Genomic DNA, 23,431 nt, shown 5'->3' with positions numbered 1-23,431 from the left:
CCACTGCTCCGTTGACTGCACTTTCTGGTGGATCTGCTGGCGATCAGTTGGCACGGGCATGAAGCATCTGTCCTTATGTTTGGGAATGCTGAGTTCACTGGTGCGCATCGGGATTTGATGGACGGCCGGACGGATCTGCCGCGGGTCGGCGCCGTGGTTGAAGGCACGGTGACGTCGCTGCCGTACGTGGTGGTCGATGGAGCGAGTCGGGAGATCGAGCCGGTCAGCCGGTACCTGCGGGATCTGCTGCTGGGCGATGTGAGACCGCTGACCTGTCGGAGCTACGGTCACGACCTGCTGCGGTGGTTCCGGTTGCTGTGGGCGGTCGACGTCGGGTGGGAGCAGGCCACCGAGGCCGAGACCGCCACGCTGGTGGGGTGGCTGCGGTCGGCGCCGAACCCGCAGCGGCAACGCCGCCGCGTGGATGCCTTGGCAGCGGGGACGGTCAATCCGAAGACCGGCAAGCCGAATCTGGGGTCCGGGTATGCGCCGCGCACTATTGCGCACAACTTGTCGGTGGTGCACGGCTTCTACTCCTTCCACCTGCACTTCGGGCGGGGACCTGTCGTCAATCCGGTGCCGGACAGCAGATCCCGCCGACGGGCCTTGGCGCACGTGTCGCCGATCGAGTCCGCCAGGCCGCATCGGCGGGCACGGCTGCGGCCGAAGGTCCCGGCCCGTCAGCCGCGGGCGATCCCCGACTCGCAGTGGGAGGAGTTGTTCGCCGCGATGCGCTGTAGCCGTGACCGGGCCCTGCTGGCGTGCTACGTCTCTTCCGGTGCCCGGGCCTCGGAACTTCTGGGTGTCCAGCTCAGCGACGTCGAATGGACCAAGGGCCAGCTGTGGGTGATCTCCAAGGGGACCCGGCTGCGGCAGGCGGTCCCCGTCTCCCCGGAAGCCCTGGCCTACCTGGCCGGCTACCTCGAGGAAGCGGGCCTGCCCGCGGGTGGCGATCCCGTCTGGCGTACCCGGCGAGGCGAGCCGAGGCCGTTGAGCTACTGGGCGACGCGACGGATCCTTCAGCGCGCCGACGAACAGCTGGGCACGAACTGGACGCTGCACGATCTTCGGCACACCGCGGCGACACGGATGGCACGTGACCCGGCGCTGACGCTGGTGGAGGTGCAGACCATCTTGCGGCACGCGCATATCAGCACCACGGCCCTCTACACGGCAGTGCGCCTGGACGACCTGCTCGATCAGCTTGCCGAGCACTACCAGCGGCCGACAGAGCCGGTCCGGTGGTCAGCGAAGTACGACGCCGACGATATTGCGGCGGTATTCGGTGACCGATAGCGCTGTCGGGCCGAACATGCGCCCGCACCTGACCTCGAACCGGATCCGCCGTCATGCTGCCGAGCCCGGCACGTCGCTGCCGGACGGGCATCTCCCCCAGATCGCGCCGGAACCGCCGCCGGTCCCGGACCGGCCTCCACGGCCGCTCGGGGAGCTGTCGTCCGCCACGATCGACCAGATCGTGGTCCTCGTCGCCGATGAGTTCACCGACGTCAGCCGCAACGCCCGGGCCGACTACAAGCACGGGATGCGCCGCCTGCTGCACCTGCTGACCGCCGAGCCGGGGCAGACCTGGCAGGAACGATGGGAGGCGGCCGGTCGCAACCAGCCCGGCCGGGCCGTCGCCGACCTCGCCGACGGCGACCCCAAGTGGCGCAGCCGGCTCACTCGGGCTGCCGGGATCGCCTTCGCCATGCGGCTGATCCAGCCAACCGAGGACGCATTCCGGGCGACCAACCCTCCGCAGTACACCGAGAAGTTCCTGGCCATCAGCCGTGATCCGCTCCTGGAGGAGTTCCGCACTCGGATGCAACGGCGCCCGGTCAGCGCCGACGGACGCAAGAGCGCGATCCGGCATCTGTGCAGGGCGCTGACCGTCTACGGGGTCGTCCTGGCCGATCTGACCCCGGGCGCGCTCGTGCACTACGCCGACGCCCGCCCCGGATGCCGGATCGCCGCCGCCTGGCCGGTGTTGCGCGACATGGGTGTTCTGCCGGCCTGGGTTCCGCAGACTTTGCAGGACGCCAGGATCCGCGGCCGCCAGTCCGTCGATGACCTGGTCGACCGCCACCAGCTACGCAACCGCGAAGTCCGCGACCTGCTGGTTGACTACATTCGCCGCCGTGCCGTCGAGGTCGACTACGGCACGCTGGACAACCTGGTGCGCAACCTGGTCCGGTACTTCTGGAAGAGCGTGGAAGAGATCAACCCGGACCAGGCCGACCTGCGGCTGAGCGAAGAGATCGTCCAAGCCTGGAAGGAGCGACTGCTCGTCCGCCAGGACGGCAAGCCCCGCCAGCACATCGACGGCCCGTTCCTCGCTGTCCGCGCCTTCTACCTGGACCTGCAGACCTGGTCGGCGGCCGAGCCCGAACGCTGGAGCCGCTGGGTGGCTCCCTGCCCGATCCGGGACGCCGATCTGCGCTGGTTCCACATCCGCCGGCGCCGCCTGCAGGAGCGGATGGCCAACCGCACCCGCGAGCGTCAGCCGCTACTGGCGATCCTTTCCGAGCACGTCACCACCGAATGGCAGCGCCTGCGGACTCTGTTGGACGCGGCGAAGCAAGCCGGGCTGGGGGAGCAGTTCGTCGTCGACGGCGTTACCTGGCAGCGCGCCGCCAGCAAGGCCACCGCGCGCCAGCCCGAACTTCTCGGCTCCGAACCGATCCGGGTGATCAACAGGGACACCGGCGAACTGATACGCCTGGCCTACGAGGAGAACAGCGCTTTCTGGCAATGGGCCGTGGTGGAGACCCTGCGCCTGGCCGGCCTGCGTCGCGAGGAACTCGTCGAGCTGACCCACCTGAGCGTCCGTCAATACCAGCGCCCTAACGGCGAGGTCGTCGCCCTGCTGGTGATCAGCCCGTCCAAGAGCGATCGCGAGCGCGTCATCCCCATGTCTGCGGAGTTGTTCCACGTCACCGCGCAGATCATCCGTCGGCACCGTGAGGAGCACGGGACCGTCCCGGTCTGCCCCCGCTACGACCAGAGTGAACGCACCTGGTGCGAACCGCTGCCCTACCTCTTCCAGCGGGTGCAAAGCGGCACCCCGCGGGCGCTGTCGGTCAGCGGGGTGCGCCAGATTGTCCTTAACGCCGCCAAGGCCCTGATCCCCACACACCCGGAGTTCGCCGAGATCCGATTCGCCCCGCACGACTTCCGAAGGCTGTTCGCCACCGACCTGGTCAACAACGGTTTGCCCATTCACATCGGCGCGGCCCTGCTAGGCCACCTCGATATCCAGACCACCCGCGGCTATGTTGCCGTCTTCGACGACGACGTCATCGCCCACTACACCGAATTCCTCGACCGTCGACGGGCCAAGCGGCCGCCGACGGAGTACCGCCGGCCGACCGATGGGGAGTGGAGCGACTTCCAGGAGCATTTTGACAAGCGCAAGGTCGAGCTCGGCTCCTGCGGACGCCCCTACGGGACCCCCTGCGCGCACGAGCACGCCTGCATCCGCTGCCCGATGCTGTCGATCAACCCCAAGATGCTGCCCCGCCTGGACGAGCTGGAGGCCGATCTGCTGGCCCGCCGCCAACGTGCGACTGACGAAGGCTGGCGCGGTGAGGTAGAAGGACTCGACCTCACCCTGAGGTTCCTGCGCAGCAAGCGCGCGCAGGCGCACCGGAGCTCCGTGATGAGCAGGGTGGACCTAGGCATGCCCGCCCTGACCCGGTAGCACTCCAGCTGCGGCGTATGACTCCGGCGGCTCCCAGATCAGCAGCACGCGCGGCTCATGAAGGGCCAGTTCTGGGTGGAGCAGGGGTAGCAGCAGGAGAGGGCCGGTTCGAAGGCATAGGCACGGGCCCGGCGTCCCTCCCGAAGGCTAGATCGTTGTCCGGGAGGGACGCCGGGCTGGGAGAGCCTGGCCAAGCGCGAGGGACGACGCGGAGGGCCGACCAAGTAATCCGTGGGCGCCCCGGCCCATCCCGGCCCGGGGCGCGCACGGAGCCGGAATCAGCTCGGCTGGTCGCCGGTGTACCGGTAGATCTCGCCGGCGCTGGTGACGTGCCACACGGTGCCGTCGGCGCCCGCGGCGATGTCGGTGGCGGATCCGGGGATCTTGACCCACGGGTTGCCGCCGCTGGAGTCGTTGTTGGTGTACCGGTAGATGCTGCCGGCGGGATCGACGCCCCACACGTTCGTCCTGGAGCCCACCGCGATGCGCTTGAGGCTGCCGGGGACGCTCTTCCACGTGGTCGAGCTGTCCTGGTCCCCGATGTACCGGTAGATCTGGTTGCCGGCGTTGACGTGCCACACGGTGCCGTCGGCTCCTGCGCCGATGTCGGTGGCGACGCCAGAGATCTTGAGCCACGGGTTGGCGTCGTTGTTGGTGTACCGGTAGATGGCGCCGGCGGTGTCCACTCCCCACACGTTCGTCCGGGAGCCCGCGTCGATGCGGACCAGGCTCCCGTTGATGCCCACCCAGTTCGTGGTCCCCTGGTCTCCGGTGTACCGGTAGATCTGGTTGCTGCCGTTGACTCCCCACACGGTGCCGTCTGCCGCGGCACCGATGTCACTCAGCCCCCCCGGGGATGTTGATGAAAGGACCGGCGTCGTAGTTGGTGTACCGGTGGACAGCGCTCGCCCGGTCGACGCCCCACACCGTCGTCCTGGACCCCGCGGAGATGGCGCTGAGACTGCCCGCGACCTTCACCCAATCCGCCATGCCGAGTGCACCCCTTTCTCGAACCGGTAGTGGCTGCCGTCCTCCCCACCGGGATGAGCGATAATGCACGCGAACATCTGTCTTGACATCAAATAAGTCAGTACATACGCGTTTAGTCTCCTATCTCGTTGCAGAGACGGAGGCCGGAGCGCCTCGGCCGCCAGCGCTTTGACCGGAAGCGCTGTCCCACCCTGAGGGGATCGACACGAGCGCTGGTCCGTGCCTCCCGCCGGGCCGGCCCTACCAACCGAAGGTAGGCGGGGCCTGCTCCTCCCGGACGGCCAGGCGTTTCTCAGGGGCGTGATGCAGCTAAATATCGCCCTTCCAGGGGGTTTGATGCAGTTAGGTCACCGCGGATCGGCTGTCGGCCACTATCCATGAGACATGACACTTCTCGAAGGAAGACGGCTCTCAGCCGCACTGGCCAGCGTTCTGCTGGCAGGTCTCTTCGTGCTCGTGGCAGGCCCTGTCCCTGCTCAGGCCGCCGCCAGTTCCCGTCTCGCAGCAGAGGGATGCAGCCAGAAGACCGACAACCGTAGTTCAGACAATTGGACAGCGGCCGAATGGAAAATCTGTGTGGGCAACTACGGGGGCCCCAACGGCGAAGCTGACGCGAAGTGCTGGGCTGGCCAGACGATCGGCTGGAGCGCGAGCCCGTGTTGGATCTCAGGCCAATTCGAGATCCTCAAGGGGGGCGACGTCATCAAGTCGGGGCCGTTCTTCCTCGATGTTCCTTTGGACGGGGTAGTCACCTCACGTCCATTCCGCTTCACCTGCCAGGGCTACGGCGAGTACACCTTCCGCACCAGCGGCGCCCAAGCCACGCTCTACGTGACGGACAAGAACGGGAACTCCTACGCCAGGCCCGGGTACCAGTCCGCGCGCATCGCGGATGCCACGGCCACGGTCACCATGTGCTGAGTTGAGTGACTTCGTTCCCTTGAACAGAGAGGGCCCCAGCCCATGCTTGGGTTCTAGGAGTCGTTGCAACACCCCAGCTCAAGGGGTGGCATGGACTTCGAGATCCGTGAGGACCGGCAGCCGCAGGGACCCAGGAAGCTCACTCGTGAGCGGGAGGCATACTTCCGGCTCATGCAGCAGGGCGTGAGCAACACGGAAGCGTGCCGGATTGTCGGGATCAACCGGCGGACCGGGAAACGCTGGCGCTACGGACGCGGCGTGTCCGGCAGCAACAAGGCGGCCCCACCGATCAACTCGGTGGGGCCGCCTTCTGCGCCGTCGCGGTACCTGTGCGAGGCCGACCGGATCCACATCGCCGACCGGCTGCGTGAGAAGGCGACGGTCCGGGCGATCGCGGCCGAGCTGGGCCGCAGTCCGTCCACGATCAGCCGGGAGATCCGCCGCAACCGGCACCCGGGCAGCGGTCAGTACCGGCCCTACGCGGCCCAGGCCCGCGCGGATGCCCGCCGGCCCCGCCCCAAGCGCCGGAAGATCAGCGAGAACCCCGAGCTGCGGGCCGCCGTCCAGGCGATGCTGGACGAGAAGTGGAGCCCGGAGCAGGTATGCCACGCTCTGCGGGCACAGTTCCCCGACCGGCCGGAGATGCACGTGGTCCACGAGACCGTCTACCAGGCCCTTTACGTCCAGGGCAGAGGCCGGCTACGGCGCGAGCTCGCCGGCACCCTGCGCTCGGGGCGGGCCCGCCGCAAGCCGCAGAAGCAGGCCAACTGCCGCCAGCCGCGGTTCACCACCCCGATGGTGATGATCAGCGAACGGCCCGCCGAGGCCGAGGACCGGGCCCTGCCCGGCCACTGGGAAGGCGACCTGATCATCGGCAAGGACGGGAAGTCCGCGATCGGCACCCTGGTGGAACGCGCGACCCGCTACGCCATGCTCCTGCATCTGCCCGGCGACCACGGCGCCGAGGCCGTCCTGGGAGCGCTGACAACCACAGTCCAGACCCTGCCCGCCCAGCTGAAACGGTCCCTGACCTGGGACCAGGGCAGCGAGATGGCCCGCCACGGCGAGTTCACCCTCGCCACCGACATCCCGGTCTACTTCTGCGACCCCGCCAGCCCCTGGCAGCGCGGCTCGAACGAGAACACCAACGGACTGCTCCGTCAGTACTTCCCCAAGGGCACCGACCTGTCCGCCCACGGCCCCGAGCACCTGGCCGCCGTCGCCGACCAGCTCAACCGCCGCCCACGCAAAACGCTCGGCTGGGAAACCCCAGCCGAGCGCCTGCATAAACTGCTCGCGGCCTGATCAACACGACCACGTGTTACAACGACCCCTAGAAACCGCCATGTGCTGCGGGCCCTCCGCCTTCAAGATCAACCTTGCCGATAACCGCTGTACCGTCGGCATATCACGAAGGGCAAGGCCCGAGAGTCACTCAGCGCCACATCCGGGTCACCCCACCACGGCCGCCGCGGCGGGATACTCATCCCAGGTCCGGCCATCGAGCAGACGACCGCCGGCCTTCGGCGTCAGCCCACCGACCTGCTTGAAGAACAGAGCCACCCGAAGCTCGACACACCGGTCTCGAATGTCGCGGACCCAGGCCAAGTCCAGCGGCCGGTGAGCCGAGCCGCTCTCGCCGCCGACGATCACCCAGTCGATCCCCGACAGCTCCAGGGACGGCACCGGCCCCAGCAACGGCTCCAGCGACAAGAACCGGACAGCAGCCGGGATACCCCGCAGCTCGTCAGCCCGCCAGCAGTACTCATCCGACTCGATCGAGGTGCCAACCCACACGTTGGACAACGGCCACGGACTCAAGGCGCCCCAATTGGCGACACGCTTGCGCACGTCCTCACGCACGGGCCTCGGCAGCGGAACAGCACCGTCCGTCGACAATCGCTCCATCTCGACCCAGACCGCGTCCACGAACTTCTGCGATTCCAGCAGGTAACGCAGACGCCGTGGCCTCTTGGTGAGCACCTGGAACTGGTGCTGCGGCGCCAGCGCCATCGTCGCGAAGATCCTGGCCACGAATTCCCTGGGGACACGAGCGTGGCCGATATCGCTCATGGAGTTCACAAACACCTTGCGCGGCCGACGCCACCGCAGCGGATCGAACAAGGAGTCCTCGTGCACCGTGACCCCGAACCCAGGGCCGCTGGTCCGCGGATCACCGTCGCGCTGGTATTTTTCCTGGCCCATTGCCTTCAGCCGCTTCGCCAGGGTCAGCGCATAGCAGTGATCGCAGCCCGGCGAGATGCGATCGCACCCGGTCGCCGGATTCCAGGTGACCTCGGTCCACTCGATAGCCGTTCCGGTACTCACCGCGCACCACCGACAGCGACCGTGCCCATCGGCTTGGTGCAGAGAAGTTTGAAGAAGAAGGCCACGTCGGCCTGCAGGCAGGCGTCCCGGATCCCCGTGACCCACTCCTGCTCCATGGGGCGGAAGCGGGGGCCGGACTCGCCTCCGGCGATCACCCAGTGAATGCCCGTCAGGTCCAGCCCGTCCAAGGGCCCGACGATCTGCGGCTCGAAGGCGCCGGCCACATCGCGGGGCACCCTTCACCTCGACCGGGCCGACGTCGGTCAGCACGGTCTTCGAGCGGGTGCCGTTACGGGAGTTGCCGCTGCTCCGGCCCGCCACGTCGTGCTTGTCACAGCCGAGGTGGCCGGTGATCTCGCCCTCCAGGGCGGACTCCAGGACCCGCTTGGCCAGCTGCTGCAGCAGCCCACCCGCCCCGGTCAACTGCAGCCCGTCAGTACAGGCGCGGTCGACCAGCATCGCGATCAACCGCTCGTCCGACACGGCCTCCGCAGCCGACTCGGCGATCGGCTCGTCCACAACCTCGTGCTCGGTGATGGCCTCGCTCATCAGGCGCCTCCTTGATCATCGGATCCGCCGTCTCTTGGACACTCCCCATGGGTCCCCTTGCTGAGGCAGTTTCAGGGGTGAGGTCGTCAGGAGGTTGAGGAGGGCCGCGTCCATGCCTCGAGATCATTCAGGGCCGCTGTGAAGTTGCCGAGCATCGGGCGCAGGTGGTCCTGGTCGAGCGCAACTAGGCCGTCGGTGTGCGCACCGCCGGGGACCATGACGCAGCGGTGCAGGCCGGCGCGTCCCGCGTGGGCGACCATGCGGTGGTAGACGTCGCCGAAGGCGGCCGGCGGGGTAAGGGCGTCGAGGCTGCCCTGGATGCTGATGAGCGGGCGCCGGATGCTGCCGGTGAGCGCGATCCGTTTCACGGCCTTGTGCACCGCCCGCGGGCGGGACGCGAAGTCGTAGTCGGTGTCGCAGCCGGCACCGGTTCCTTCGGGGCAGAACGGGGTGCCTGCCTGGGCGGGCCCGTCGTAGTCGGGGTCGAGCTCCTCGCGGACCACCCGCTGGAGGAGGTCCCATTGATTCTTGTGGTGCCATTCCCACTGACGCTCGGAGCCCTCGGGATAGCCGGCGGCGAGCATTTCGGCGTGGGCGGAGCGGTCACCCTCCTTGGAACGGGGGTAGGCGCGCAGGGCCGGGGGGAGGGTGGCGAGCAGACCTCCGTCGGTGGTGAAGGTGAGGGAGTTCCAGTCGAGGCCGCCGGTGTAGAGGCCGGGCCGGTGTTCGAGCTGCCAGCGCACGAGGTAGCCGCCCGCGGAGAGGCCGGCGGCGTAGGTGTGGCGCGGAGTACGGCCGTAGTGCTGGCCCGTCACCTGCTTGGCGGCGAGGGTGAGTTCGGTGACCCTGCGGTGCCATTCCATGATGGCGTCGCCGGGGCGGTCCCCGTCCTTGTAGATCTCGGGGCCGGTGTTCCCCTTGTCGGTGGCCGCGTAGGCGTAGCCCTTCGCGAGGATCTGGTCACTGATGATTCGGTCGTTGGCGTACTGCTCACGCAGCCCCGGCGGCCCTGCGACGACGAGCCCGCCGTTCCACTGGTCAGGCAGCCGGATGACGAACTGGCTGTCGTGTTTCCAGCCGTGGTTGGTGTTGGTCTTGGAGCTGTCGGGGAAGTAGCCGTCGATCTGGACGCCGGGGACTCCGGATGGGGTCGTGGTCCCGGGGGCTTCCAGGCCCGCCCAGTCGGCGGGATCGGTGTGCCCGGTGAGCTTTGTGCCCGTGGTGGTCAGATCGGCGAGGCGGGCGGAGACGGTGTACTCGGCCCCGGGTACCCGTATGTCGGCGGGGCCGGTCCGGCCGGCCGCCGGGACGGCCAGGACGGTTGCCATCAGCAGGGGTGCGATGGCCACGGAACGTAGGTACATGGGTCCTCATCTCGTACGTGGTGACGCTGAGAAATCTAGGAATGACAGGTCATCGGGGGTAAGTACGAAAAGGCAGGGGCGGCGGGACCGGAGGGCACATGACCTTCGGCCACACTTCGTAAGCCGGCCGGCCGCCTGGTGCAGATACGTCGCGCGCCCGCGTACGCTGCTGGGACCGTGCGTGCGCATGGGATTGCCGAGGAGGCCCGATGCCGCGTCCCGCGCCCTGGATACCCGCCGTCCTGTACGGGGTGGTGTTCGCAGGGGGGCTCTACTACGCCGCGATCGGTCCTGGCTTCGACGCGCGCACGGCCGCGTTCGCGGCGCTGCTGGGCGCGCTGGCGGCCCTCGACGGGCGGGAGTGGCGGATGCCGGCGGGCGTCGTGTTCGCCCTCAGGACTGCGCTGCTCTGCGCGGTGGCGGCTTTCGACACCTCTGGGCTGTCGCGGGTGCTGTTCGTGCTGATCCCGTTCCTGGGGTTCTTCGCGTTCGGGCCGACCGCCGGGATCGCGCTGGGGGCGGGCTGTGTGGTCCTGTTGGCGGGCGCGTTCACCCTGTGGGTGCCGGGCTGGCAGGTACGCGTCGAGTACATCTCGGACCTGCTGATGTTCGCCCTGGGCGTCGTCCTCGCGCTGGCGACGGCGGCGGTGGTCGTGCGGGAGCAGCAGGCCCGCGACCGGCTGGAGGGCACCCTCGCGCAGGTGGCGCAACTGTCGGCGGCCCGCGAGCGCAACCGGCTGGCCCGCGAGATCCACGACAGTCTCGGGCACCATCTGACGGCGATCGGCATCCAGTTGGAGAAGGCAGAGGCGTTCGCCGCGCTCGATCCGGCAGGCTCCGCACAGGCCGTGTCACACGCCCGCTGGTCCGCGAACCGGGCGCTGGACGAGGTACGGGCCTCCGTGCGGACCCTGGGCCCCGAGGCGGAGTCCGAGCCGGTCGGCCTCTCCTGGGCGCTGGCCGACCTCGTCCATCACCTGGACGTCGGCGGCGGCCGGATCTCCCTGGATGTGTCGGGCACCGAGCGGCGGCCGCTGCTGGTGCTGTACCGGGCGGCACAGGAGGGCCTCACCAACGCCTGCCGGCATTCCGGCGCAACCGAGATCGCTGTGACGGTCCGCTACGACGACCAGGGCGCGCGCCTGTGCGTCACGGACAACGGCAACGGACTGGGCAAAGCCGAGGAGGGCTTCGGTCTGACCGGGCTGCGAGAGCGGGTCCGCCTGGCCGGCGGGGCGGTGGACCTGCGCAGTTCAGACCGGGGCACCACCCTTACGGTGGAGGTGCCGTGGTGAACGGGCCCGTCGCGCAGGAGGCGCCGGAGGTACGCGTCCTCGTGGTCGACGACCAGGACCTCGTCCGCGAGGGCATCGCCGCGTTGCTCGGCATCCAGCCCGGCATCGAGGTGGTGGGCAGTGCACGCGACGGTGCCGAGGCCGTGCAGGAGGCCCAGCAGTGCCGCCCCGACGTGGTGCTGATGGACATCCGGATGCCCGGCATGGACGGCATAGCCGCCGCGGGGCTGCTCCGCTGCCGACTGCCCCAGTGCCGGATCGTGATGCTGACGACCTTCAACGACGACGAGTACGTGGGACAGGCGCTGAAGGCCGGTGCGGTCGGCTACCTGCTGAAGAACCTGCCCGCGGCGGAACTCGCCCAGGCGGTACGTCTGGCGCACGCGGGCGTCGCCCAGTTCGACCAGGGGGTCGTGGCCGCGCTGGCGGCCGGCATCCCCGCGCCCGACCTGCTGACACCCCGTGAGACGGAGGTGCTCCGGCTCATTTCCGCAGGCTCCACGAACAAGGAGATCGCCGCCCGCCTCTACCTGAGCGAGGGCACCGTCAAGAACCACATCTCCCGCGTGCTCAGCCGACTGGGCCTGCGCGACCGCACCCAGGCCGCCCTGTACGCCCGCGAGCACGGGCTCATCTGAGCCGCTTCGTCCGAGCCCCTCGGCGCAGGACAGCATGTCCCCCAAGCGGGGAAAGGGCCAACTGAAGCTTCCCCTTGTCACTGGACACCTGGAGACTGGAACGTGAGGTTCCAGAGGAAGTAGTGCCAGGTGGGTCGTCAGTACTCGAAGCGGTATTCGGAGGAGTTCAAGCGGGACGCGATCGCGTTGGCCCGCTCCTCCGACAAGACGATCACGGAGGTCGCGCGGGATCCGGGCGTGAGTGCGGAGAGCCTGCGCGGCTGGGTCGAGCGTGACCGGATCGACCGCGGGCAGGGCGGGGCAGGCGAGCTGACCAGCGCCGAGCGCGAGGAGCTCAGGCAGCTGCGCAGGCAGAACGCCGAGCAGCAGAAGACAATCGAGATTCTGAAAAAGCCGCGGCCTTCTTCGCCAAGGACAGCGACCGGTGAACGAGGTCTACCGGTTCGTCGCCGCGGAGAAGGCCGTCCACCCGGTGGCCCTGCTGTGCCGCGTCCTGGGCGTGGTCCGCTCCTCGTTCTCCGCCTGGCTGGAGGCCGAGCAGGCCCGGTCGGCGCGAGAGCGGGCCGATGAGGCTCTGGCCCACGAGATCACCGTGATCCATCTGGCTTCGAAGGGCGCCTACGGTGTCCCGCGCGTGCACGCCGAACTGCGGCGACTGGGACGGGCGGTCAACCGCAAGCGGGTGGAGCGGATCATGCGGAAACGCGGCATCGCCGGCGTCACGCGCCGAAGACGCCGCGCGCCGACCCGCCCCGACAAGCAGGCACGGCCGGCCCCGGACCTGATCGGCCGCGACTTCACCGCCGACCGGCCGGGCACGCGGCTGGTCGGGGACATCACTTACCTGCCCACTAGGGAAGGCTGATTGTATCTGGCCTGCTGGCTGGATCCGGCTACCCGCGAGGTCGTCGGCTACGCGATGGCCGACCACCACCGCGCCGAGCTCGTGGTCGACGCGCTGCGGATGGCTCACGGCCGCGGCGGCCTGCAACCGGGCTGCATCACACACAGCGATGGCGAGGACGCCCAGGGCTTCCTTCTCGGGGCCGTAGATGCGGCGGATGTTCGTCAGCTGCTGCTCGCGCGGGGAGTCGGGGTTGACGTTCTCGGGCCCTTCGGTGTCGAGCATCTCCTTGAAAGAAGTGTAGCGGGCGACGCGGACCAGGCATTCGTCCTGGGCGCACTCGCGGGCCGTCCGGGCACCCGTCGAGCACGGCTTCGCCCACCTCAAGAACTGGCGCGTCCTCGGCAAGGTACGCACCGACCCCGCCTGGGCGACCGCCCTGGTCAGGGCCTTGCTGGTCCTCACGAACCGCGAAGTCGCCCGATGACCGACGATCTTCACCAAAGTCACCTGCCGGCGACCAGCACGAGCATCCCGATACCCACGCACACCACCCCCGTAACCAGCAACTTCAGCTTGCACTCCTCTCACTGCCGTGACCCGGCCGGTCGGCGAGTGCCTGCGGCACGGCTGGTTCCGAACGGTGCGGCGCGCGGAGCCCTTGCCCGTCCGCGATGGCGCTGTGAGACTCCCGCCGTACGCTGTGTGGCGGCAGGGGCACGGTATAGACCCCGGCCCAGGCCCCACGCACCGGTTCTGTCCCGTGGACGACCACCCATCAGGAGTGGAATCCCATGCTGCGAGCGAAACGCCGGTTACTGCTGCTCGGCTTAGGCACCGTGGCCGTCATGCTGGGCACCGCCCAGGCACCCGCTACGGCGGCTGGAGTGCCGGCTTGGCCTTCGTCGGACGTGTCCCCCGCCTACTTGTCCTGTACGGTTCCGCCCGGCTACACCTACACCTCGGTTACGAACACCACGACCTGCTCCACCAGCGGTTTTGCCCCGCTCTATAACGTGGTGCAGCCCAGGACAGGCCTGTGGGCCTGTACCGTCCCACGGGGCTTCACGTACACCGCAACCTCGAGCACCATCGTCTGCTCCACCAGCGGACTGAGCACCAGTTACCTCCTCCGGGCAATCTGAGGCCAACCCACTCTGACCTGCGGTGGTCGGGACCATGGTCGGGGGTGGAGCGCCGGGCCTTTCACCGGCCGCACGACCCCAGCCGGGGACAGCACGGCCCCTGCAAGACGCGCTGTGCCCCGCACTGCGGAGTGCGGGGTACATCAGCATTCTTCGGCCGTCGTTTACCAGCGCATGCCCAACTCGTCGAGGTGGGCGCGGCGCTCCGCGCTCAGCTCGGCTGCGCGTCGGCGGGTGTTGTCGAGCCAGCTGCCGAGTTTGACTCTGTCCCGTTCGCGTGTTCGACGTGCTTGCGGGGCACCCTCAGGTGGCCCTCACGGGCATGGAACTGCCGGGCCGCGGCCAGGTTAATCGCCCACTTGTCGCCCTGGGTGCGTTTGGCGGGCTGTTCGTCCTCGCATGCCGGTTCCAGCCCGAGCGCGCTCTCGACCAACCATTGAGAGGTGTGCAAGCTGAAGTTGCTGGTTACGGGGGTGGTGTGCGTGGGTATCGGGATGCTCGTGCTGGTCGTCGGCAGGTTGAACCGCCCCGGGTTCGGTAGAGATCTCAGTTTGTGGTTATGACCTGCGGTTTTGTGGGTTTCATGTAGTGGTTGGCTCGTACTCGACGGGCGGGACGTGGCCTATCTCACCGTGGAGTCTTCGGTGGTTGTACCAGTCGACCCACTCGGCGGTGGCCAGTTCGACCTGGGAGAGCGTCTTCCAGGGCCGTTGGGCTTGATCAACTCGGTTTTGTACAGGCCGATCGTCGACTCCATCAGGGCGTTGTCGTAGGCGTCGCCGACCGAGCCGATGGAAGCCGCGATGCCGGCGGCGTCCAGATGCTCGGCGAGCTTGAACGACGTGTACTGCGACCCGGCGTCCGAGTGACGGATCAACTCGCCCGGCTGAACAGGCGGTTGGTCACGGTCGCGTTGCCAGACGGCCATGTCCAGAGCGTCCAGGACGAAGACGGTCTCCTTCACGGTGGCACATGTCCCTGCCGGTTCAGCTCGCGCCAGACCTTCCGGGCCCCATAGACACGGTAGTGAGACGTGTAGACGTCCTGGATCCGCTCCTTGAGTTCCTCGTCGCGCACGCGGCGGGCGGAGGGAGCATGGAGGCGCTTCTTGTGGGCGTAATACGTGGAAGGGGCGATCTTGCAGTCGTGCTCGGGGAGCGTCCTGCAGATCGGCTCGACCCCGCCGAAGCGGTCCCGGTACTCGTCGATGAACGCTACGAGCGCGTGTGTGGCCGGTCGAGCTCGGCCGCGAAGAAACTCGCCGCGGCCTTCAGAATCTCGTTCGCCCGCTTCAACTCGGCGTTCTCCTTCTTCAGCGCCTTGAGCTGGGCGGACTCCTCCGTCGTCGTCCCCGGCCGCTGCCCGCGTCGATCTCGTGCTGCTTCACCCAGTTCCGCAGCGTCTCGCGGGAACCGATGCCGAGCTTGTCCGCGACCGCCTGTAAGGCGGCCGTCTCGTTCGGGTAGTCGCCGCGGACTTCGGCAACCGTGCGCACCGCGCGACTGCGCAGCTCAAGCGGGTAACGGGAGGGTCATGCCATGACTCAATCCTTACATGAAATCGAGTCTCCACCTCACCCGGGGCGGTTCAGTCTCCGCCCAGCGCGAGGGCGGGCGGGCGCCACATCCAGCAGCACCTTGCCCGGATCATGCACCGCCCGCGGCTTGCGCCACGGCGCCAACGCCGCCGAGATCGCCTGATCCAGACCGGTCTTGCGGACCGTCTCCACCAGCAGCACACCGCCGGCCCGGGAGACCACCCCGCGGCCACCGCCTTCGGTACGAACACGCGGGTAGGACCCGATACGCTTCTTCACCTGGAAAGTGCTTCTTCCACGCGACGACCTGGACCCGAGACAGGTCCCATCGTTGCAGGTCAGGAGCACTCTCCGCGTTTCTGATCATCCACCGGACGCCCTGCCCCGTGAAAGCGCGAGGTTAGTGGCGGCCGAGGGTCGGAGGCCGTCGGCGAGGGTGGCGGGTCCGGATCAGATGCCTCGTTCAATCGAGTCCATGAGCCGTTGTCCGGCTTCGTGGGCTTGTACGGGAAGCAGGCCGCGCAGGGGGCCGTCGATGAGGAGTACGGCCAGGCCGTGCACGGCGGACCAGACGAAGTATTCGGCGCCGGGGCGACGGTCGGGGGGCAGGGCACCGGTCTCGACGAGGTCATCCAGAGCCGCGCTCAGAAGCTGGAACGCGGTCAGGCCGCCGGGGCCGTTGGCGGATTCGTTCTCGGTGTCGTCCATGTCGGTGGTGGAGAACGCCGCGCGAAACAGCCCCGGTTCGGCCTGGGCGAAGGCCAGATAGCTGGTGGCGAGGGTGCGGATCCGGCCGCGGGCGGACTCGACCGGGTTGTTGGCCGGCGGCAGGGCCGCCAGCTCCGTCTCCATGGCGGTGGCCAGTTGGGCCAGCGCGGCCTGGCGGATGGCACGCAGAAGGGCGTTGCGGTCGGCGAAGTGGCGGTAGGCGGCGTTGGGGGCCACGCCCACCCGCCGGGTGGCTTCGCGCAGGACCACCGCGTCCGGCCCGCCGTCGCGGACCAGTTCGAGGCCGGCCTCGATCAGCGCGTTCCGCAGATTGCCGTGCCGGTAGGTGTCGCGCTTCCCTGCGCCGGCCCTGGAAGTCATCGCCACTCCTTTTGTGGACGGCGTCCACATCTCTGTGTAGCCTACGGAACACCCGCACGCCCCATGCTGGCGCCATCATGGCGCATCAATGTGGACATCGCACACAAGTGGCATTGAGCGGCCTGATCAGCCGTCCCGCAGCACTGCGCGGACCGACAGCAGACCGACAGCGGACCGACCATCACCCTTCGATGACGAGGAATCCATGGACGATGCAGTACGGCTTGAGTCGCTGGCCAAGACCTACGGATCAGGCGACGGCACGGTGACCGCACTTCGCGATATCCACGCCTCCTTTCCGAAGGGGAGCTTCACCGCCGTCATGGGGCCTTCGGGCTCAGGAAAGTCAACGCTACTGCATTGTGCCGCTGCCCTGGACCGGCCCTCGTCGGGCCGGGTGTTCATCAACGGGACGGATATCACGGGGCTGGGCGAGACCCAACTCACCACGTTCCGGCGGGAGTCGACCGGCTTTGTGTTCCAGGCGTTCAACCTGCTGCCCTCGCTGACTGCCGAGCAGAATGTGGCGCTGCCGGTACGGCTGGCCGGGCGCAAGCCCGATCGGTGGACGGTCAAGGAGGCGCTCGCCCGGGTGGGGCTGGAGAAGAAGGCGGGGAACCGTCCCAGTCAGCTCTCCGGCGGCCAGCAGCAGCGCGTCGCCATCGCCCGCGCTCTGGTGACCCGCCCTACTGTGCTCTTCGCCGACGAACCCACCGGTGCACTCGACCTCACCGCAGGACGTGAACTGCTGGATGTACTGCGGAAACTGGTCGACGGTCCGGCAGGCGACGGACCGACCACAGTGGTGATGGTCACGCACGATCCGAACGTGGCCTCGTTTGCGGACCGGGTGCTGTTCCTCGCCGACAGCAGCCTGGTCGGCGAACTGATCTCTCCCGCGCCCGAAGCGGTCGCCGCGCGGATGACCGAGCTGGGGGCGCCGAAGTGCTAGGAGTGGCTCTCCAGACCCTGCGGGGTCGCTGGGTGTCGTTCCTCGGCACCGCGGTGGCGTTGGTACTCGGGGTCGCCCAGGTCGCGGCCATGGGCCTCCTGCTGATGACCCTGCTCGATCTGCCGGACCGGCCCGTGGAGCGGTTCGCCAAGGCCCCGGCCGTCGTGATGCCCTCCGACCCGACGTGGGATCCCGCCCACCGCGACCTCGGCGTCCGCTCGTTGCCGGAGGCCAGGGGCGTATCACAGGATCTGCTGCGGAAGGTCTCCGGCACCGGCGGCACCGTGGTGGACCGGGCCTTCTACGCCCAGCTCGAGGGCGGCCCCCGGGAGCAGATCGGGCATCCCTGGCCGGTGGCACGGTTCGGCGGGTACACGGTGAAGGACGGTCGTGCACCCGCCTCCGACAAGGAGATCGTCATCGCCTCCGGCCGGGCACAAACCGGCGACAAGGTGACCGTGCTGACCGCCGCGGGCGTCGGATCGTACACGGTCAGCGGCACCGTCTCTCCGGTCGACTGGGAGGACGCGGTCTTCTTCACCGACGCCGAAGCGGCCCGCCTCGCCCCACGGATCCAGGCTCTGGTGGCACTCGGCGCGACCGACAAGGTGCGCGAGGCTGTCGGTGAGGACGCCGAGGTACTCACCGGGCAGGACCGGCACAAGGCCGACACCAGCGAGGACCGCGACCGCGAGGCGGTGGACAACACCATCACCCTGGTGCCGGTGATGGCCAGTGTGGCAGGCACCACCGCGGTGTTCGTGGTAGCCTCCACCTTCGCCTTCGCAGTGATCCAGCGCCGCCGCGAGGTCGCCCTGCTCCGCACTGTGGGTGCCACCCCCCGACAGGTGCGCCGGATGATACGGAACGAGGCGCTACTGGTCAGTGGCTTCGCGTCGGCCGTGGGTGCGGTACTCGGCCTGTTCGGTGCCCAGTTGCTCGCCGAGATGCTGATCGGGATGGGTGTCTCCCCGCCCTGGTTCCGTATCGAACCGTCGCTGCACTGGACAGTGCTGGCGCCACTCGCGGCCGCCTTTCTGGTCGGCATCCTGGTGGCTCTCTGCGGCGTGGCCGTCTCCGCACGGCGGGCAGGCAACATCCGTCCCATCGAGGCGCTGCGCGAGGCGGCGGTCGATCACTCCGGGATGACCCCGGGGCGACTGCTGCTCGGTGCCATGGGCCTGGTGTGCGGAGTCGGGCTGACTGTCTGGATCGCGCTCGGCGACCCGGCCATGGTCCTCTCGCCCAGCGCCTACGCTCTCTCGCTGCTGGTTCCGGTACTGGCCGCCGCCGTACTCGCGCCCCTCGCCGTCGGACCGTTCACCCGGCTGCTGATGTGGCCACTGCGCCGCTGCCCGGGACCCACCGCCATACTCGTACGGGAGAGCGTGCTGACCTCGCGGCGGCGCACCGCTGCTACGGCCGCGCCGGTCCTGCTCACCATCGGCCTGACATTCTCGCTGCTGGCCACCACCGACACACTCGGTGCGGCACGCGAGAACGGATCGCACGAGCAGGTGAGATCGGACTATGCGCTCACCCCCGATGGCACGCCGGGCATCAGCCCGCAGGTCGTCGAGCAGGTCACCCGTATCGACGGCGTGCAGGTCGCGGCCCCCATCCCCACCACCATCTACACCCACGACGAGGACCGGCTGGAAGTGAACGACGGGCTCGTCGTGGACAGTGCCGCGCTGAAGCGGATGATGCACCTGACGGTGGTCGACGGCTCGTTGGACGCCCTGGACGACAACAGCACGGTCGTGGCGGATCTGTGGGGCATGGACGCCGGCTCGACGCTCAAGGTCTCGATGGCCGACGGCGAAGAGGTGAACCTGCGCATCGCGGCCACCTACCATGCGCAACGCGGCGAAGACGTCGCCTACTTGCCCCAGCGGTTCGCCAAGACCGCCGTCTACGCCCGTGACGGACTCGCGCGACACGCCTACATCGCACTGACGCCCGGCACCCACCGCGCCACCGCGACCACGGCAATCCGCAAGGCGGTCGCCGGAACCGGAGCACGCCTCATCACCAGGGACCAGCTGGTCGCCTCGGAGAGCGCGTACGCACACCACCTGACCGAGGTGCGGCAGCGCTCCGTCACCGTGATCATCGTGATGTTCTGCTTCATCGCGATCCTCAACACCCTGCTGATGGCGACCGCCGACCGGCGACGTGATCTGGCGGTGCTGCGGATGGCCGGAGCAACCCCGAAACAGGTCATGGGGTTCTTCATCACCGAATCCCTCCTGGTGGCCGCCATCGGGGTGGCACTGGCACTGATCGCGACCTCGCTCAACCTCATCGGCCTGTGGGGCGCACTGCATCAGCTGTTCGGCACAGCACCCATCACGGTGCCATACGCGACGATCACCGGCATCACCGTCATGTCGACGCTGCTCGCCGTGGCCGGGACCGTGCTGCCCGTCAGCACGGCACTGCGCGCCAGGACGGTGCGGCTCGTCGGCACCCGCGAATAGCCGCACACAGCACCGTGGCCGCAACAACCCTCCCCCGGTCCGCGCGGGACGGACGGCAGCTCATGAACGGGAGACGGAGCGGGCATGGCGAGAGGACGGCCGCCATCCGCGCGGATGCGACCGTCCACCGCACGATGCGGAGCCCACCGCCCCGCAGGAGCCGGTGACGTCCGCAACCCCTGGTGCCGTGACCGGGACAAGCCGGTCCTCAATGGCCGCGCACGCGCGAGGCCACGGGCGGCAGGCCTTCGCCCAGACGGCAGAGGGTCGGGCAGACACCGCCCGCCACAGCCCGCACCGACTGGAGGGGACCAGGGCAAGCTGGTGGCGGCCCTCGCGCTGCAGGCGTTCTTCTCCCCGGTGGAGAACCCGCAGGTGGTGACGGAGTCCCTGGAGTACCGCCCGCACGTGATCCTCCGGGGCCCGGAATGGATGCGGGTGTCGTTCTCGGGGGTCCGGTAAGGCCTGACATCCCGGTGTCTGTGGAAGCGGCCCGGGCCGCGGAGACCGGGCAGGCGCTCGGTGAAACCCCGCGAGCAGGAAAACCCCTCGCGTCAGCCGCCGCGGCGGCTGACGTCAGTGGGCGTGCCCGCGCAGTTCCACCGAGTGGACCTTCGCGGCCTCCGTTCCCCCGTTCAGCGACTCCACCAGCCGGCTGAAGCCGGGGCACTCGGTGAAGTCGTGCGCGCGGCAGCTCATCGCGTGCTCGATCAGCGTGCGCGACTCCTCGATCTCCCGAATGCGCCGCTCCAGATCCTCGTAGTGGGCGCGCAGCAGGGCCTGGCGGGCGTCAGCGTTCCGTGCGTCGAGGACGTCGCGAAGCTGTTCGAGGCTGAAGCCCGCGGCCTTGCCCCGAACGATCATGGCGACACGGGCGATATGGCGCTTGGTGTACCGGCGCCTGCCGTTCACCCGCTCAGCGGGGGACAGCAGCCCGCTGGACTCCCAGTGCCTCAGCACGTGGGTGCGCAGATCGAACCGTTCGGCGAGTTCACCGATGGTCATCGTCGGCTCCGCGTCACTTGACTTCATGTTGACATTAACTTGCAGAGTTGGGCCCAGGTCAAGCCGATCAGACACGTCACACGACACGACGGGAGCGGACACAGGACATGGACATGGGCATGGACATGAAGAATGTCATCATTATCGGCGGAGGCCCTGCCGGGATGTCGGCGGCATTGACCCTGGGCCGGACTCATCACACGGTGTTGCTGGCCGACAGTGATGACGGACGCAACGCTCCGGCCGAGGCGATGCACAACTTCCTTACCCACGAGGGCACTTCGCCCGCCGCCCTGCGTGAACTGGGCCGGGAGAACCTGACCGCCTATCCACACGTGGAAGTGCGCTCCGTGATGGTGGACTCCGTGCGCCGACTGACCGATGAGCACTTCGAGGCGACCTTGGCCGACGGCACCGTGGTGGAGTCCCGCCGGCTGCTGCTCGCCACCGGGCTGCGGGACGAGATGCCCCCCGTGTCCGGTGCCGCCGAGCTGTGGGGCAAGTCGGCCTTCCACTGCCCGTACTGCCATGGATACGAGGTCACGGGTAAGAACGTCGCGGTGCTCGGCACCGGCGGAGAACGAGTCAGGCTCGCCCTCCAACTCAGCCGCTTCGCCACCGACACGGTGCTGTGCACAGGCGGCGAGCCGCTGGAGCCGACGCTCCAGAACGTGCTGGAGACCAATGACGTCACGGTACGGCCGGAGCCGGTGACCGAGCTGGTCAGTGAGACGGGCCAACTGCGCCACATCGCCTTCGAGGGCGGCGCAACGCTGGAGCGGGACGCCGTCTTCATCAAGACCGTGCTGCACCAGCGTGCCCCCTTCGCCCAGCTCCTGGGCTGTGCCATGTTCCCCGACGCCAGCGTCGAGGTGAACGAGTTCGCCCAGACGAGCGTGCCCGGCGTCTACGCCGCCGGCGACATGGCGCGCCGCGCAACGGTACCCGCGCCCATGGCCGCGGTGATCGCGGCGGCCGCCAGCGGCACCGTGGCCGGAGCGATCATCGACCAAGACCTGCTCAGCGCCGAGTTCAAGCTGCCCAACCCGTTCGTGTCCGGGAGGGTGTGAGAGCGCATGACCGAGAGCATTCCCGCTGGGCCGGAAGAGTCCACCCGCGACACCTCCGGCCAGGAACAGACCCACCGCAGCAACGTACCGCTCGCCTCGATCGCCCTGGTCCTCGGCATGCTGCTGTCCGTGCTCGACCAGACCGTCGTGGCCATCGCGCTGCCGGAGATCACCGCTGACATCGGCGGTGCCGGAAGCTTCAGCTGGGTTGTCACCGCGTACGTGCTGGCGTCCACAGCGACCGGCACCTTCTACGGCCGGATCAGCGACCGCTACGGACGGCGTGAGGTGTTCATCGCCGCCGTCGTGCTGTTCACCGTCTCCTCGCTGCTGTGCGGCGTGGCGCAGTCGATGCCGCAACTGATCGCCGCCCGCGTGGTTCAGGGAATCGGCGCCGGCGCGCTGTTCGTGATCCCCACCGTCACCCTGTCGGAGCTGTACCCGCAGCATCTGCGCGGTAAGGTCCAGGGGCTCACGGGCGCGGTGTTCGCGCTCGCCAGCATCGGCGGGCCGCTGGTCGGCGGCGCCATCACCGACGGGTCCGGCTGGCGCTGGATTTTCTACGTCAACGTACCCATCGGCGTACTGTCCGTCGCGCTGTGCGCCATCGCGCTGCGGCTGCCGCGGGCCGGCGCCACAGACCGTGTCGACTACCCCGGAGCGGTCCTGGTGGTCGCCGCCGTGGTCAGTCTGCTGCTGGTCACCGAGTGGGGCGGTCGCGAGTACGACTGGGCCTCCGTCCAGATCATCGGTCTCGCTGTGGCGTGCGTCGCGCTGTTCACAGCGTTCGTCCAGTGGGAGAAGCGTGCCGCCAACCCGCTGCTGCCGATGCGGCTGTTCGCCAATCCCGCGCTGCGCCTGATCCTGCCCGCCACGGCCGTCCTCGGCATGCTGCTGTACGGGTCGGTGGTGTTCATGCCGACTTTCCTGCAGACCGCGTACGACTGGAGTGCCACCCGAGCCGGGCTCGCCCTGATCCCGTACTTCATCCCGTTCATCGTCGTGTCGGCGATCGCGGGCGGCAAGGCCGGCAAGAGCGGGCGGTTCAAGCCGTACCTGCTGGCCGGCGCGGTGGTGCTGATCGGGGCGTTCGTGCTGCTGGCCATGATCGACCCGGACCGGGACTACCTCTACGCGGCGGGGGCCATGGTGGTTCTCGGTGCCGGATTCGGGCTGCTGATGCAGAACTTCGTGGTGGTATCACAGAACGCGGCCGCACCGCCCGACCTCGCGGCGACCACGGCGGCCAACCTCTCCATCCGGGGACTCGGCATGGCCGTGGGCGTGGCGCTCTTCGGGAACCTGCTGGCCCGCGAGGTCGGCAATAGCCCGGTCTCCCCCGCCGCCACCGCCGAAGCGATTCCGGACGTGTTCGTCTGGGGTGTGCCGCTGGCCGTGCTGCTGCTACTGCTGCTGGTCCTGATGCCCCGCGTCGGGCCGACTCCCGCCCAGGAGAAGACGAACACCGAGGCCGAGCCCTCCACCGCCTGAACCCCTTTCGGAAAACCGACCGTTGCCCAC

General features: G+C 68.6%; 19 protein-coding genes and 6 pseudogenes. 14 read left to right on the top strand and 11 right to left on the bottom strand.

Translation table 11 applies throughout. The annotated features are described in order from the left end of the window. Nucleotides 1-27 precede the first annotated feature (27 nt). Nucleotides 28-1,296, top strand: coding sequence for a tyrosine-type recombinase/integrase (locus HUT19_RS40650; protein ID WP_368661736.1), 1,269 nt, complete (start codon nt 28-30; stop codon nt 1,294-1,296). Then, on the top strand, nt 1,286-3,700 hold the full coding sequence (locus tag HUT19_RS40645; RefSeq protein WP_254886091.1) for a site-specific integrase: 2,415 nt from the start codon (nt 1,286-1,288) through the stop codon (nt 3,698-3,700). The genes HUT19_RS40650 and HUT19_RS40645 overlap by 11 nt, the downstream gene beginning before the upstream one ends. 278 nt (nt 3,701-3,978) lie before the next feature. On the opposite strand, the gene HUT19_RS40640 is transcribed toward HUT19_RS40645, so the two are convergent. Both HUT19_RS40640 and HUT19_RS43840 read right to left on the bottom strand, forming a co-directional pair. After that, nucleotides 3,979-4,512, bottom strand: a complete 534-nt coding sequence (locus tag HUT19_RS40640) for a tectonin domain-containing protein (protein ID WP_254886090.1) — start codon at nt 4,510-4,512, stop codon at nt 3,979-3,981. Between the two features lie 25 nt (nt 4,513-4,537). Then, complete coding sequence (locus HUT19_RS43840; RefSeq protein ID WP_254886089.1) at nt 4,538-4,690, bottom strand: tectonin domain-containing protein; 153 nt, start codon at nt 4,688-4,690, stop codon at nt 4,538-4,540. Between the two features lie 384 nt (nt 4,691-5,074). On the opposite strand from HUT19_RS43840, the gene HUT19_RS40635 reads away from it, so the two are divergent. Beyond that, nucleotides 5,075-5,611 (top strand): hypothetical protein, encoded by a 537-nt coding sequence (locus tag HUT19_RS40635; protein WP_176186266.1) that lies wholly within the window; start codon nt 5,075-5,077, stop codon nt 5,609-5,611. A gap of 90 nt (nt 5,612-5,701) precedes the next feature. Then, a complete protein-coding gene (locus HUT19_RS40630) occupies nt 5,702-6,916 on the top strand; it encodes an IS30 family transposase (RefSeq protein ID WP_254885586.1) in 1,215 nt (404 codons plus the stop codon). A 147-nt stretch (nt 6,917-7,063) separates the two neighbouring features. On the opposite strand, the gene HUT19_RS40625 is transcribed toward HUT19_RS40630, so the two are convergent. The 4 genes and pseudogenes from HUT19_RS40625 to HUT19_RS40610 form a co-directional block, all read right to left on the bottom strand. Continuing rightward, nucleotides 7,064-7,939: a DUF5131 family protein gene (locus tag HUT19_RS40625; RefSeq protein WP_176186264.1), complete on the bottom strand. Its 876-nt coding sequence runs from the start codon at nt 7,937-7,939 to the stop codon at nt 7,064-7,066. Further along, on the bottom strand, nt 7,936-8,094 hold the full coding sequence (locus HUT19_RS43835; RefSeq protein WP_254886297.1) for a DUF5131 family protein: 159 nt from the start codon (nt 8,092-8,094) through the stop codon (nt 7,936-7,938). Before HUT19_RS43835 ends, HUT19_RS40625 begins: the two co-directional genes overlap by 4 nt. Before the next feature lie 39 nt (nt 8,095-8,133). Continuing rightward, nucleotides 8,134-8,398: pseudogene (locus HUT19_RS40615) on the bottom strand (transposase); the annotation flags it as partial. A 176-nt stretch (nt 8,399-8,574) separates the two neighbouring features. Beyond that, nucleotides 8,575-9,837 carry a tannase/feruloyl esterase family alpha/beta hydrolase gene (locus HUT19_RS40610; RefSeq protein ID WP_254886088.1) on the bottom strand — a complete coding sequence of 421 codons (1,263 nt, stop codon included), beginning with the start codon at nt 9,835-9,837 and terminating at the stop codon, nt 8,575-8,577. A gap of 224 nt (nt 9,838-10,061) precedes the next feature. Between HUT19_RS40610 and HUT19_RS42495 the strand changes: the two genes are divergently transcribed. The 5 genes and pseudogenes from HUT19_RS42495 to HUT19_RS44495 all read left to right on the top strand — a co-directional run. Beyond that, nucleotides 10,062-11,147, top strand: a complete 1,086-nt coding sequence (locus HUT19_RS42495) for a sensor histidine kinase (RefSeq protein ID WP_217712347.1) — start codon at nt 10,062-10,064, stop codon at nt 11,145-11,147. Next, nucleotides 11,144-11,785: a response regulator gene (locus HUT19_RS42490; RefSeq protein ID WP_368661735.1), complete on the top strand. Its 642-nt coding sequence runs from the start codon at nt 11,144-11,146 to the stop codon at nt 11,783-11,785. The genes HUT19_RS42495 and HUT19_RS42490 overlap by 4 nt, the downstream gene beginning before the upstream one ends. A gap of 129 nt (nt 11,786-11,914) precedes the next feature. Continuing rightward, nucleotides 11,915-12,133, top strand: a pseudogene (locus HUT19_RS44500) (transposase); the annotation flags it as partial. A gap of 76 nt (nt 12,134-12,209) precedes the next feature. Further along, nucleotides 12,210-12,650: an IS3 family transposase gene (locus tag HUT19_RS40600; RefSeq protein WP_176186260.1), complete on the top strand. Its 441-nt coding sequence runs from the start codon at nt 12,210-12,212 to the stop codon at nt 12,648-12,650. A gap of 325 nt (nt 12,651-12,975) precedes the next feature. Beyond that, nucleotides 12,976-13,116, top strand: a pseudogene (locus tag HUT19_RS44495) (IS5/IS1182 family transposase); the annotation flags it as partial. A gap of 822 nt (nt 13,117-13,938) precedes the next feature. Here the strand turns inward: HUT19_RS44495 and HUT19_RS43830 are convergent. The 4 genes and pseudogenes from HUT19_RS43830 to HUT19_RS40585 all read right to left on the bottom strand — a co-directional run. Next, nucleotides 13,939-14,007, bottom strand: a pseudogene (locus HUT19_RS43830) (helicase); the annotation flags it as partial. A gap of 348 nt (nt 14,008-14,355) precedes the next feature. Further along, nucleotides 14,356-15,284: pseudogene (locus HUT19_RS40595) on the bottom strand (integrase core domain-containing protein). 80 nt (nt 15,285-15,364) lie between these two features. Then, nucleotides 15,365-15,590: pseudogene (locus HUT19_RS40590) on the bottom strand (transposase); the annotation flags it as partial. A 171-nt stretch (nt 15,591-15,761) separates the two neighbouring features. After that, the gene (locus HUT19_RS40585) at nt 15,762-16,400 is read right to left on the bottom strand and encodes a TetR/AcrR family transcriptional regulator (RefSeq protein WP_176186258.1); all 639 of its coding nucleotides are present in this window, start codon (nt 16,398-16,400) and stop codon (nt 15,762-15,764) included. A gap of 205 nt (nt 16,401-16,605) precedes the next feature. Here HUT19_RS40585 and HUT19_RS40580 point away from each other — a divergent pair, with 205 nt between their 5' ends. The 3 genes from HUT19_RS40580 to HUT19_RS40570 all read left to right on the top strand — a co-directional run bounded on the left by HUT19_RS40580 (nt 16,606) and on the right by HUT19_RS40570 (nt 20,297). Then, nucleotides 16,606-17,352, top strand: a complete 747-nt coding sequence (locus HUT19_RS40580; protein WP_176186256.1) for an ABC transporter ATP-binding protein — start codon at nt 16,606-16,608, stop codon at nt 17,350-17,352. Nucleotides 17,353-17,354: 2 nt separating this feature from the next. Next, on the top strand, nt 17,355-19,835 hold the full coding sequence (locus tag HUT19_RS40575; RefSeq protein WP_254886087.1) for an ABC transporter permease: 2,481 nt from the start codon (nt 17,355-17,357) through the stop codon (nt 19,833-19,835). Between the two features lie 324 nt (nt 19,836-20,159). Further along, nucleotides 20,160-20,297 (top strand): hypothetical protein, encoded by a 138-nt coding sequence (locus HUT19_RS40570; protein WP_176186252.1) that lies wholly within the window; start codon nt 20,160-20,162, stop codon nt 20,295-20,297. Nucleotides 20,298-20,411: 114 nt separating this feature from the next. Here the strand turns inward: HUT19_RS40570 and HUT19_RS40565 are convergent, their stop codons facing one another. After that, nucleotides 20,412-20,867, bottom strand: coding sequence for a MerR family transcriptional regulator (locus tag HUT19_RS40565; RefSeq protein WP_176186250.1), 456 nt, complete (start codon nt 20,865-20,867; stop codon nt 20,412-20,414). 92 nt (nt 20,868-20,959) lie between these two features. Here HUT19_RS40565 and HUT19_RS40560 point away from each other — a divergent pair, with 92 nt between their 5' ends. After that, complete coding sequence (locus HUT19_RS40560) at nt 20,960-21,910, top strand: NAD(P)/FAD-dependent oxidoreductase (protein ID WP_254886086.1); 951 nt, start codon at nt 20,960-20,962, stop codon at nt 21,908-21,910. 6 nt (nt 21,911-21,916) lie between these two features. Then, the gene (locus HUT19_RS40555; RefSeq protein ID WP_176186248.1) at nt 21,917-23,401 is read left to right on the top strand and encodes an MDR family MFS transporter; all 1,485 of its coding nucleotides are present in this window, start codon (nt 21,917-21,919) and stop codon (nt 23,399-23,401) included. Nucleotides 23,402-23,431: the final 30 nt, after the last annotated feature.

It is taken from the genome of Streptomyces sp. NA02950, from assembly GCF_013364155.1.
Taxonomy (GTDB): domain Bacteria; phylum Actinomycetota; class Actinomycetes; order Streptomycetales; family Streptomycetaceae; genus Streptomyces.
This window is presented reverse-complemented; position numbering and strand designations above follow the sequence as displayed.